We start from the raw sequence: 11,104 nt of genomic DNA on the forward strand, positions 1-11,104 counted from the left end.
CGAAACGCCCTGCGGGGCAGCCTTTCACACTATCCCTCCCTCCGAATCCTTTGGCTGGAGGGTTTATCGACCGTCTCAGGTTCCGGCACACATGTGTGCCGGAACCTGTCGCTTCCAAAAAGCTCTGACTTACTTGTTCCCCGTGTTGAGGAATGGGGCCAGGGCGGCGGCCACGCCGCTGATGGCCATGGTCTGGAGCACGATTTTGCCCGGGCCGGTGACCACCGTGTTGAACAGGCCCTCACCGCCGAACAGCACGTTCTTGACGCCCTTCACCATCTGGATGTCCATGGAGCAGGTGGCGTCCATCATGGCCAGGTTGCCGCTGTCGATAACCATGCTCTCTCCGGCCTGGAGCTCGTACTCCACCGCAGAGCCGTCCAGCTCCACAAAGGCGGTACCGTGGCCGGACAGCTTCTGCATGATGAAGCCCTCGCCGCCGAACACGCCGGCGCCCAGCTTTTTCTGGAAGAAGATGGACAGCTCCACCCCCTGCTCCGAGGCCAGGAAGCCGCTCTTCTGCACCACCACCGGGTGGGCCGGATCCACCTCAATGGCCCGGATGGAGCCAGGGAAGCTGGAGCCGAAGGCGATCATGCCCGGGCCGCCCTGGGCGGTGTATGTATTCTGGAAAATGGAGTCGCCGGAGAACATGCGTCCGAAGGCCTTGCCGATGCCGCCGGCGCCGGTCTCCATCTTCATGTTGGGGCTCATCCAAACCATGGAACCGCGCTCCGTAATCATGGACTCGCCGCCCTCCAGGTGGCAGACGACTACCGGCAGGGGCTCGCCGAGAATCTCGTATTTCATGCTGGTGCCTCCCTTTTTCAAGATACCACCAGTATATTACGATTTCCGAAGGATAGCAAGCCCTGTATGAAATCTTTACAAACCCTTTTCCGCTGTGCTATGATAAAGCAAACCCACGAAGGAGGCGTCAGACCATGGAACTGACAAGGGAGCAGGCCCTGGAGCTGCTCAAGGAGTACAACAAGGAGCCCTTTCATCTGCGCCACGCCCTGACGGTGGAGGCGGTGATGCGCTGGTTCGCCCAGGAGCTGGGCTATGGCGGAGAGGCGGATTTCTGGGCCGCCGCCGGCCTGCTCCACGATCTGGATTTTGAGCAGTACCCGGAGGAGCACTGCGTCAAGGTGAGGGAGATCATGGAGGCCCGGGGGCTGGATCCCGCCCTCATCCACGCGGTGGTGAGCCACGGCTGGGGCATGACGGAGGGCGACGCCCAGCCGGAGCACCAGATGGAGAAGGTGCTCTTCGCCGTGGACGAGCTCACCGGCCTCATCGGGGCCGCCGCCCTCATGCGGCCCTCCAAGAGCGTCCAGGACATGGAGCTGTCCAGTTTGAAAAAGAAGTTCAAGGACAAGCGCTTTGCCGCCGGCTGCTCCCGGGAGACCATCCAGCAGGGGGCAGAGCTGCTGGGCTGGGAGCTCAGTGAGCTGCTGGAGCGCACCCTCCAGGCCATGAAGGCCACCGAGGCGGATATTGAGGCCCAGTGCGCGGCGCTGTAGGCGCGTCACAAAAGCGGCCTTGGCCGCTTTTGTGAGAAGGCCGCATAGCGGAAGGGCTTCATTTTCCTGCGAAAAAGTCAGCCCTTCCGCTATGAGAAGGGTCATTTCCGAGGCGCATGTCCCCGGAAATGACGGATTTTCATTTTATTCCGTCAGCTGCGGATGACGGAACTCTGCGAGGCTCTCCTTCGCGGGAGGTTTTTCGACAGTCTGAAGGCGCGGTTCCTACAGGAACCGCGCCTTGTTTTCTCATCTTCTCCGCCCGGAGCACAGCAGGCCCAGCACCGTGCCGGCCAGGGCCGGGAGCACCCATCCCAGCCCCACCCCTGCCAGGGGCAGCCCGTCCAGGAAGCCAAGGGGCAGCCCCGCATCCCGCAGGGCGAACAGCACGCTGAACACCCCCGTGAACAGCACCGCCACGGGATAGACCCACCGGCGCCCCGCCAGCCAGCGCTGGAAGAAGGACAGGGCGATGAGCACGATGGCCACCGGATAGAGGGCGCCCAGCACCGGCGCCGAAACCGCCAGGATCTGGGCCAGCCCCGCATTGGAGATCACCATGCTCACCACGGCGAAGAGCACCGCCCAGGTGCGGTAGCCCAGCCGGGGGCAGATGCCGTGGAAATAAGTCCCGCAGGAGCTGATGAGGCCCACGCACACGTTGAAGCAGGCGATCAGGAAGATGGCGGCCAGCAGCACCCGGCCGCCGGTGCCGAACAGCAGGCCCGCCGCGTTGGTCAGGGCCTCCGCCCCGTCGGCGGGGTTGGGCATGGCCCCGCCGGACAGGGCCCCCACATGGGCCAGCATGCAGTACACCGCCAGCAGCAGCACCCCGGCGATCACCCCGGCCCAGGCGGTGGAGCGCACCACCGCCCCCGGCTTCTCCACCCCGCGGGCCCGCAGGTTCACCGCGATGACGATGCCGAAGGCCAGGGCGGCCAGGGTGTCCATGGTCTGATAGCCCTCCAGGAAGCCCCGGACGGCCGGGTGGGTCAGGTACTCGCCGCCGGCCGGGCCGTATCCCTCCAGGGGATTGAGCAGGCTGGCGGCAAAGGTCACCACAATGAGGCCCACCAGCACAGGGCAGAGGATCTTGCCCAGCCGGTCGGTGAGCTTCTCCGGCCGCAGGGCCAGCGCCAGGGCGGCGGCGAAGAACACCAGGGAGTAAATCAGGCGCAGCAGGGCCACCGGGGCCCCCTCCCCCACAAAGGGGGGCACCGCCATCTCAAAGGAGGTGGTGGCAGTTCGGGGGATGGCCAGGCAGGGGCCGATGGCAAGATAGACCGCCACGGTAAAGGCCCGGGCAAAGACGGGGTGCACCCGGCCGGCCAGGGCGTCCATGCCGCCGGCCCGGGACACCGCCACCACCCCCAGCACCGGCAGGCCCACGGCGCTGACGGCCAGTCCCGCCACGGCAGGCCAGGTGTGCACCCCCGCCATGGCCCCGATGCCCGACGGGAAAATCAGGTTGCCCGCCCCGAAAAACAGGGAGAACAGGGTCAGGCCCACCAGCAGCAGGCCCCTCGCCCCCAGTCTCTTCTCCTCCACAGCTTCACATCCTCTTTATCGCGTTAAAAACAGCGGCAAGCCAAAGGCATGCCGCTGCTTTTCTACATTAAGTAGTACGTACCAGATTAGCCCTGGGAGATAGCGCCCGTGGGGCAGGTATCGGCGCAGGAACCGCAGTCAATGCAGGAACCGGCATCGATGACGTACTGGCTGTCGCCCTGGGAGATGGCACCCACGGGGCAAGCGCCCTCGCAGGAACCGCAGCTCACGCAGGCGTCGCTGATAACATAGGCCATTGGATACACCTCCAAACACTCAAGCTACAGTCATTGTACCATAACTTTTGAAAATTGCAATGCTAAATTGCCCCGACTGTGGGTATATTTTTTCATGGTGGGAAAAAATAGGATCCGATCAACCGGAGGAGGTGCAGTTTTCCATGGACAGACCCTCGCCATTTCACATGGAGGCCGCCGGGAGCCTGACCCCGGCGCTGGACGGGGCGCCTCGGAGCAGCCCACACCGGCACAGAACAAAGGAGAAGGGGCGTGGCACAGCGGATGAAGCACGTCAAGAAGCACCGGATACGCTTTCCGTGGAGCAGGAACAGACGAGGTGAGGGGGACATGAACGAGACCAGATTTACCGAGCGGGCCCAGGCGGCCCTCCGTCTGGCCCAGGAGGGCTCGGCGGAGCTGGGCCACGGCTACGTGGGCAGCGAGCACCTGCTGCTGGGCCTTGCCCGGGAAGGCAAGGGGGTGGCCGCCAAGGTGCTCCAGTCCGCTGGGGTGGAGCCCGAGGGCCTGAAAGCCGCCATCGCCGGCCTGGTGGGGGTGGGCGCCCCGGGCGGCGCCCCGTCCCAGGGGCTCACCCCCCGGTGCAAGAAGATCATCGAGCTCTCCCTGGCGGAGGCGGCCCGGCTGGGCCACCACTATGTGGGCACCGAGCACCTGCTGCTGGGCATCCTCCGGGAGGGGGACGGCGTGGCGGTGCGGGTACTCACCGGCATGGGGACGGAGCCCCGGCGGCTCCACGCCGACGTGGTGGCCGCCATGGGGGGCGATGCATCCCCCTCCCCCTTCCGGGGGAACGGCAAGACCCGGGAGCGGGAGTACGGCGGCGACGCCAGGCTGCTGGAGCAGTTCGCCCGGGATCTCACCCGCCTGGCCGCCGGGGGCATGCTGGATCCGGTGGTGGGCCGGGAGGAGGAGATCAAGCGGGTCATCCAGATCCTCTCCCGCCGGCAGAAGAACAACCCCGCCCTCATCGGCGAGCCCGGCGTGGGCAAGACCGCCGTGGCCGAGGGCCTGGCCCGCCGGATGGTTGCCGGGGACGTGCCCGACGAGCTGCGCTCCAAGCGCCTCATGGCCCTGGATCTCTCCGCCATGGTGGCGGGCACCAAGTACCGGGGGGAATTTGAGGAGCGGGTGAAGAACATCCTGGCCGAGGTGCGCCGGGTGGGCAACATCATCCTCTTCATCGACGAGCTCCACACCATCGTGGGGGCGGGCTCCGCCGAGGGGGCCATCGACGCGGCCAACATCATTAAGCCCGCCCTGGGCCGGGGTGAGCTGCAGATCATCGGCGCCACCACCACCGACGAGTACCGGAAGTATATCGAGAAGGACGCGGCCCTGGAGCGGCGGTTCCAGCCCGTGCTGGTGCCCGAGCCCGACCAGGACACCGCCCGGGCCATCCTCCGGGGCCTGCGGGATCGGTACGAGGCCCACCACCGCCTCCAGATCACCGACGGGGCCATCGACGCCGCCGTGGCCCTCTCCACCCGGTACATCGGGGATCGCCGCCTGCCCGACAAGGCCATCGACCTCATCGACGAGGCCGCCTCCCGGGTGCGGATGGAGCGGCTGGGCACCCCGCCGGAGCTGCGCACTCTGGAGGAGAAGGTGGCGGAGGCCCGCCGGGAGAAGGAGGAGGCCATCCGGGGCCAGGACTTTGAGAAGGCCGCCATGCTCCGGGACGCGGAGGAGGACTTCCGCAGGGAGCTGGAGCGGGAGAAGGCCGCCTGGCGCTCCGGCCAGAACACCGGGGCGGTCACCGCCGAGGACGTGGCTGCCGTGGTGTCCGGCTGGACGGGGGTGCCCGTCACCACCCTCACCCAGGCGGAGAGCCAGCGGCTGCTCCACCTGGAGGACGCCCTCCACCGGCGGGTGGTGGGCCAGGAGGAGGCGGTGAAGGCGGTGGCACGGGCCGTCCGCCGGGGCCGGGTGGGCCTGAAGGATCCAGACCGGCCCACGGGCTGCTTCCTCTTCCTGGGCCCCACCGGCGTGGGCAAGACCGAGCTGTGCAAGGCCCTGGCCGAGGCCCTGTTCGGCAGTGAGGAGGCCCTGCTCCGCTTCGACATGTCCGAGTATATGGAGAAGCACACCGTCTCCCGGCTCATCGGCTCGCCGCCGGGCTACGTGGGCCACGAGGAGGGGGGCCAGCTCACCGAGAAGGTGCGCCGGCGGCCCTACTGCGTGGTGCTCTTCGACGAGATTGAGAAGGCCCACCCGGATGTGTGGGGCATCCTGCTCCAGATCATGGAGGACGGGGTGGTCACCGACGCCCAGGGCCGCAGGGCCGATTTCAAAAACGCCGTGGTGGTGCTCACCTCCAACGTTGGGGCGGCGCGCATCACCGCCAAGGGCTCCAGGCTGGGCTTCTCCGCCGCCGAGCGGAAGGACGGCGAGACCCGTCCCCTGGAGGAGCTGAGGGCCGCCGTCCTGGAGGATCTGAAGAAGGTGTTCCGGCCGGAGTTCCTCAACCGGCTGGACGAGACCATCGTGTTCACCCAGCTGGGCCGGGCGGAAATCCAGGCCATCGCCCGGCGGATGCTGGAGCGGGTGGGGGAGCGGATGCGCGCCCTGGGCGTCACCCTCCGCTTCACCGACGCCGCCCTGGCGGTGCTGGCCGACCAGGGCTTCGACCCGGACTACGGCGCCCGCCCCCTGCGGCGCACCATCCGCGCCCAGGTGGAGGACGTGGCCGCCGAGAAGCTGCTCAGCGGGGCCGTCCAGGCCGGGGACACCGTCCTGGTGGACGGCTCGGAGGGCGCCCTGCGCCTGGAGATCCCCCCTGCCGCCGTCCAGGCTCTCAATACAAAGGAGGAACCGACATGAATCTGACCCGTATACTCCCCCTGGCGCTCTCCCTGGCCCTGCTGGCCGGGTGCTCCGGCGGGGACAAGCCAGCCCTCTCCGCCGAGGCGCGCACCCAGCTCTATGAAACCGCCATCGAGGACGCCCGGGACGCCGAGGCCAACGACGCCCTGCCCGTCCTGTCCGACAAGGCCGACGAGCAGCTCCCCCTCTATCTGGATCTCATGGGCCTGACCCCCGACGACGTGGACGCCTTCGCCTTGTCGGCCTCCCTCATGAACGTGCGGGCCTACGGCATCGCAGCCGTCTACCCCGCCCAGGGGAGGGAGACCGCCGTGCGGGAGGGCCTGGAGGGCTTTATCGACCGGCAGAAGCAGAGCTTTGAGCAGTATCTGGCCGACCAGTACGACATTGCCTCCAACGCCCGGCTGGAGACTCTGGAGGACGGCACCGTCCTGCTGGTCATGTGCCAGGATCAGGACGCGGTCTTTGATGCCATCCGGGACACCATCCTGGCGGCGGCATAGCAAAATGGGCGGGTGTGTGCACCCGCCCTTACCTATTCACCGCGGCTCCAGCTTCTTTGACGCCAGCCTGTAGACCTGCATCACCGCTTTGGAGCCGGTGTCCCAGGTCTCCAGCTCCGCCCGGATCAGCGCCGGGTACGTCTTGCTGATGTCCCTGAGGGCATTGCCGACGGACTTCCGCACATAGGCGCTCTCGTCCGCCCGCCGGGCCGCCAGCAGGCAGACCGCCTCCTCCGGGTGCTCCTTGAAATAGGGACGGGCCGTCCACACCCGCAGGCCCTCCGACACCGCCCGGCGCACGTTGGCCCGTCCGTCCGCCAGCCAGGCGCGGATCACCGGAAGGGCCGCCTCATACCCCGTCTCCCTGCAGCAGGCGTCGAAGGCCATGGCCAGCACCTCCTGCACCCTCCAGCTCTCGTGGGCGCTGACGGTATCCCGCAGGAAAGTCAGGGCCTCCGGTCGCTCCGGGGCCAGCCAGCCGCACAGGAACACCCCCGCCTCCTGTACCTGGAAGTGCGGGGAGGCATAGAGGGCCCGGGTCGCCTCCCAGCACTCCGGCCCGGTGTGGGTGCGGAAATACTCCTCCGCCAGGCTCCGCACCAGCCGCAGATTTTCCCCCTCAACGGGGATCTTCTCCTCCAGGCTCCTCCACACGGCGCTCCCCTCCTCTTGTATTTTTCCAGTATAGCACAGGCCCCCGCAATTTCAAGGCTTGCGGACGGGGCCGGCAGGGATTATAATGGGGCGGAACGTGATTCTTCCTGTACTGGAGGTCTTTGTATGCAAGCGCGCGCAAGCGGCGTCCTGCTCCCCGTATTTTCCCTGCCGGGGCCCTACGGCGTCGGCACCTTCGGCACCCCCGCCCGGGAGTTTGTGGACTTTCTGGCGGCAGGGGGCCAGAAGTTCTGGCAGATTCTCCCTCTGGTGCCCCCCGGCGGGGGCAACTCCCCCTACATGTCCCCCTCCTCCTTCGCCGGCAACCCCCTCTTCCTGGATCTGGATGAGCTGGCGGAGGAGGGTCTGCTCACCGCGGAGGAGCTGGACTCCGCCCGGCGGGACAACCCCGACCGGGTGGACTATCCCTGGCTCCTGGAGACCCGGATTCCCCTGCTGCAGAAGGCCTGGGCGCGGGGCAGGGCCCGCTATGCCCGGGAGCTGGCGGAGTTCCTGGAGGCGGAGCGGAGCTGGCTGCCCGACTACGCCCTGTTCCTGGCCCTGCGGGACAGATTCGACGGAAAGCCGCTGGCCGACTGGCCCGACGAGCTCCGGCTGCGGAAGCAGTCCGCCCTGGAAAAGGCCCGGGCGGAGCTGAAGGAGGCGTGCGATTTTCACACCTTCCTCCAGCTGCTCTTCTTCCGCCAGTGGACGGCGGTGAAGGCCTACGCCAACGGGAAGGGCATCTCCATCATCGGGGATCTGCCCATCTACGTCTCCCCCGACAGTGCGGAGGTGTGGGCCCGGCCGGAGCTGTTCCAGCTCAAGGAGGACATGACCCCCGCCGGGGTGGCCGGGGTGCCCCCCGACGCCTTCTCCGACAAGGGCCAGCACTGGGGCAACCCCCTCTACGACTGGGACTACCACCGGAAGACCGGCTTTGCCTGGTGGCGCAGCCGGGCGGTTCACCTGGCCCGGCTGTATGACGTGGTGCGCATCGACCACTTCCGGGGCTTTCACACCTACTGGTGCATTCCCGACGGGGCGGAGGACGCCCGGGAGGGGCACTGGGAAAAGGGCCCCGGCATGGAGCTGGTGGAGGTGCTGCGCGCCGTCCCCGGGCTGGCGCTGATCGCCGAGGATCTGGGGGATCTGGACGAAAACGCCCTCCGCTTCATCGCGGAGAGCGGCCTGCCCGGCATGAAGGTGCTGGTCTACGCCTTTGATCCCAACGGGGAGAGCGCCTATCTCCCCCACAACTGCCCCCGGGACGCGGTGATGTACACCGGCACCCACGATACCCCCACCTTTGTCCAGTGGCTGTTCTCCCTGGCCTCCCCCGCGGAGCGGGATTTCGCCTCGGACTACCTGCGCCTGCGGGAGGACGAGGGCTTCGGCTGGGGCGCGGTGTGCGGGGCCTGGATGTCCCCCTGCCGCCTGGCCATCGCCCCTCTGCAGGATCTGCTGGGCCTGGGGGCCGACGCCCGGGTCAATGCCCCCGGCACCTCCGGCGCTCTGAACTGGAGTTGGCGGGTGCGGCGGGAGGCCCTCAACCCCGACGTGTCCGGCCGCCTGGCCCGTATCACCCGCACCTACCGAAGATAGGCGGAACTGCAGCGGCTGTTGTTCCTGCACAGCGTATTTATACCCCCTGGGGAGATGTCCTCAGGGGGTACTGTTTTGGCGGTATCAAAGGCCCCTGGCTGCGCCGAAGGTAGACCAGCTTATCGCGATGAGAAAGGCAGAAGAGAAAAACTTCCCGAAAAGGTAGTAGCGGTTTGCTGACCACACAATTACGATATGGGCACGTCACCGACCAAATGAAACGGGAGAGCTCCGCCCGCATGGGATCCTATATCAAGGACGTTCTGAACCTGCAAAGGGTAAAGCAAAGGGTATTTCCACTCAAAAAGGTAAAAGAAAAAGCCTGGAACCATCGCGGTTCTAGGCTTTCTCGTTGGCGCAGAAGGAGGGATTTGAACCCTCGCGACGGTTTCCCGCCCTACTCCCTTAGCAGGGGAGCCCCTTCGGCCACTTGGGTACTTCTGCAAATACCTGACAACAGACTGCCGAACGAATAAAAATGTGGCGGAGAGAGTGGGATTCGAACCCACGGATGCTTGCGCATCGCCGGTTTTCAAGACCGGTTCCTTCAACCGCTCGGACATCTCTCCACGTCCGATCTCCGGTCAAGTGCGAAGGTGATCATACCATATTTTTTCCCCTCTGTCAATCTTTCTTGCGCAATTTCTTCAATTTGGATGGACGGATGGGCATCCCAGGGGGAAAGGCGGCGGAAAACCGCTTGAAAAAGAGCCCGGTATATGATATGGTGGGTACCGCTGAGTCCGGTACAGACAATCTGCCGGACAGAACATCCGCCACCCGGGAGGTGCGCCATGGCACACATTGTGGAGATCACAGATCTCTCCCTCCGCGAGCTGAACCCCTACACCCAGCTCACCCACGCACAGCTCCGCAGCCGGCGGGAGCCGGAGCAGGGCATCCTGATCGCCGAGAGCGCCAAAGTGATCTCCTGCGCCCTGGACGCCGGCTGCCGCCCTCTCTCCCTGCTGATGGAGCGCAGACATCTTCCCCTGTTCGCCCGACGGTTGGAGGCGCGCTGCGGGGATGTCCCCGTCTACACCGCCGACCGGGAGGTGCTGGCCCGGCTCACCGGCTATGCCCTCACCCGGGGTATGCTCTGCGCCATGCGCCGGCCCGCTCTCCCCGATGCGGAGGCGGTGTGCCGGAACAGCCGCCGGGTGGCCGTGCTGGAGAACATCACGGATGCCTCCAATGTGGGGGCCCTGTTTCGCTCCGCCGCCGCGCTGGGGATGGACGCTGTGCTGGTCACTCCCTCCTGCTGCGACCCCTTTTACCGGCGCGCCATCCGGGTCAGCATGGGCGCCGTTTTCCAGCTGCCGTGGGCCTGGATCGGCCAGGGGGAGGGCCAGTGGCCCCGGGCCGGGCTGGCCCTCCTGCGGAAGATGGGCTTCCGAACCGCCGCCATGGCCCTGAGCGGCAGCTCCATCAGCATCGAGGAGCCCCGGCTGGCCCAGGCGGAGCGGCTGGCCGTCCTGCTGGGCTCCGAGGGGAACGGCCTCTCCCCCGAGACCATCGCCTGCTGTGATGACACCGTCCGCATCCCCATGGCCCACGGTGTGGACTCCCTCAACGTGGCCGCCGCCAGCGCCGTGGCCTTCTGGCAGCTGCGGCCCCGGTGAGGTGCCATGCCGACCAGGCATATCCTGTCATGCGAATACACGCCCCGCTCCAGACGGTCTGTTCACACATCGCCGCCCAATGCGTCCGCCAGCGGCGGCATGGCCTCCGTCCCGGACTTCTGAATGCTTGTTACCAAATTTTCACCATTTGAAACCGCGGCCGGGTTTCCTCGGGGGCGTACAGGTGGTATCATGATTGCACAACCACCCGAAGGAGGAATACCGCTGTGAACCGCACGTCCATAACAGGGCTGGCCTGTCTGCTGGCCGCCGCCCTTACCGCCTGCGCGGGGGGCGGAGAACCGCCGGCGCCGTCCGGCAGCCCCGCGCCCGCCCCCCTGGAAGCTCTGAAAGAGCCCGCCAACTCCGTGCCCGTTTCGCCGCCGCTGTCCCCCGCGCCTGTGTCGGCCGAGGCCCTGGCGGCCTACCGGGCCCTGCTGGCGGGGGAGCCGGGGGCGCTGGACCGCCCGCCGGGGGGATTGGAGCTGCACCAGGTCACCCTGCCCCCGGCGGAGGAGCTGGAGTATGTGCTGCTGGATCTGGACGGGGACGGCGGGGCGGAG

The 11,104-nt window shown here is 66.9% G+C and carries 9 protein-coding genes, 2 tRNA genes and 1 pseudogene; 6 read left to right on the forward strand and 6 right to left on the reverse strand.

Translation table 11 applies throughout. The features are described 5' to 3' along the window. Window positions 1–129 precede the first annotated feature (129 nt). On the reverse strand, window positions 130–810 hold the full coding sequence (locus QZ378_RS10130) for a TIGR00266 family protein (protein ID WP_087241384.1): 681 nt from the start codon (window positions 808–810) through the stop codon (window positions 130–132). Between the two features lie 134 nt (window positions 811–944). Here QZ378_RS10130 and QZ378_RS10135 point away from each other — a divergent pair, with 134 nt between their 5' ends. Continuing rightward, complete coding sequence (locus QZ378_RS10135; RefSeq protein WP_087241382.1) at window positions 945–1,526, forward strand: hydrolase; 582 nt, start codon at window positions 945–947, stop codon at window positions 1,524–1,526. A 249-nt stretch (window positions 1,527–1,775) separates the two neighbouring features. On the opposite strand, the gene brnQ is transcribed toward QZ378_RS10135, so the two are convergent. Then, window positions 1,776–3,074, reverse strand: a complete 1,299-nt coding sequence (gene brnQ, locus QZ378_RS10140; RefSeq protein ID WP_291258179.1) for a branched-chain amino acid transport system II carrier protein — start codon at window positions 3,072–3,074, stop codon at window positions 1,776–1,778. A gap of 86 nt (window positions 3,075–3,160) precedes the next feature. Further along, the gene (locus QZ378_RS10145) at window positions 3,161–3,331 is read right to left on the reverse strand and encodes a 4Fe-4S binding protein (protein WP_087241378.1); all 171 of its coding nucleotides are present in this window, start codon (window positions 3,329–3,331) and stop codon (window positions 3,161–3,163) included. A gap of 330 nt (window positions 3,332–3,661) precedes the next feature. Here QZ378_RS10145 and QZ378_RS10150 point away from each other — a divergent pair, with 330 nt between their 5' ends. Next, the gene (locus QZ378_RS10150) at window positions 3,662–6,154 is read left to right on the forward strand and encodes an ATP-dependent Clp protease ATP-binding subunit (protein WP_291258180.1); all 2,493 of its coding nucleotides are present in this window, start codon (window positions 3,662–3,664) and stop codon (window positions 6,152–6,154) included. Beyond that, the gene (locus QZ378_RS10155) at window positions 6,151–6,660 is read left to right on the forward strand and encodes a DUF4358 domain-containing protein (protein WP_291258181.1); all 510 of its coding nucleotides are present in this window, start codon (window positions 6,151–6,153) and stop codon (window positions 6,658–6,660) included. The genes QZ378_RS10150 and QZ378_RS10155 overlap by 4 nt, the downstream gene beginning before the upstream one ends. Before the next feature lie 36 nt (window positions 6,661–6,696). Here QZ378_RS10155 and QZ378_RS10160 read toward each other — a convergent pair whose 3' ends face one another. Further along, the gene (locus QZ378_RS10160) at window positions 6,697–7,314 is read right to left on the reverse strand and encodes a DNA alkylation repair protein (RefSeq protein WP_291258182.1); all 618 of its coding nucleotides are present in this window, start codon (window positions 7,312–7,314) and stop codon (window positions 6,697–6,699) included. A gap of 126 nt (window positions 7,315–7,440) precedes the next feature. Between QZ378_RS10160 and malQ the strand changes: the two genes are divergently transcribed. Further along, window positions 7,441–8,919 carry a 4-alpha-glucanotransferase gene (gene malQ / locus QZ378_RS10165; protein ID WP_291258183.1) on the forward strand — a complete coding sequence of 493 codons (1,479 nt, stop codon included), beginning with the start codon at window positions 7,441–7,443 and terminating at the stop codon, window positions 8,917–8,919. Between the two features lie 353 nt (window positions 8,920–9,272). Here the strand turns inward: malQ and QZ378_RS10170 are convergent. After that, window positions 9,273–9,363, reverse strand: a tRNA-Ser gene (locus tag QZ378_RS10170). Between the two features lie 37 nt (window positions 9,364–9,400). Then, window positions 9,401–9,488 (reverse strand) — tRNA-Ser (locus QZ378_RS10175). Window positions 9,489–9,713: 225 nt separating this feature from the next. Between QZ378_RS10175 and QZ378_RS10180 the strand changes: the two genes are divergently transcribed. Continuing rightward, window positions 9,714–10,541, forward strand: coding sequence for an RNA methyltransferase (locus QZ378_RS10180; protein WP_291258184.1), 828 nt, complete (start codon window positions 9,714–9,716; stop codon window positions 10,539–10,541). Window positions 10,542–10,768: 227 nt separating this feature from the next. Next, window positions 10,769–11,104: pseudogene (locus QZ378_RS10185) on the forward strand (hypothetical protein); the annotation flags it as partial.

The sequence above is a fragment of the Flavonifractor sp. genome (assembly GCF_019422385.1).
GTDB classification, from domain to species: Bacteria; Bacillota; Clostridia; order Oscillospirales; family Oscillospiraceae; genus Flavonifractor; species Flavonifractor avistercoris.

Bases quoted from the DNA above. Each gene is read 5' to 3' on its own strand.
- QZ378_RS10130 (WP_087241384.1), bottom strand. From the start codon at position 810: ATGAAATACGAGATTCTCGGCGAGCCCCTGCCGGTAGTCGTCTGCCAC.
- QZ378_RS10135 (WP_087241382.1), top strand. From the start codon at position 945: ATGGAACTGACAAGGGAGCAGGCCCTGGAGCTGCTCAAGGAGTACAAC.
- QZ378_RS10145 (WP_087241378.1), bottom strand. From the start codon at position 3,331: ATGGCCTATGTTATCAGCGACGCCTGCGTGAGCTGCGGTTCCTGCGAG.
- QZ378_RS10150 (WP_291258180.1), top strand. From the start codon at position 3,662: ATGAACGAGACCAGATTTACCGAGCGGGCCCAGGCGGCCCTCCGTCTG.
- QZ378_RS10155 (WP_291258181.1), top strand. From the start codon at position 6,151: ATGAATCTGACCCGTATACTCCCCCTGGCGCTCTCCCTGGCCCTGCTG.
- malQ (WP_291258183.1), top strand. From the start codon at position 7,441: ATGCAAGCGCGCGCAAGCGGCGTCCTGCTCCCCGTATTTTCCCTGCCG.
- QZ378_RS10180 (WP_291258184.1), top strand. From the start codon at position 9,714: ATGGCACACATTGTGGAGATCACAGATCTCTCCCTCCGCGAGCTGAAC.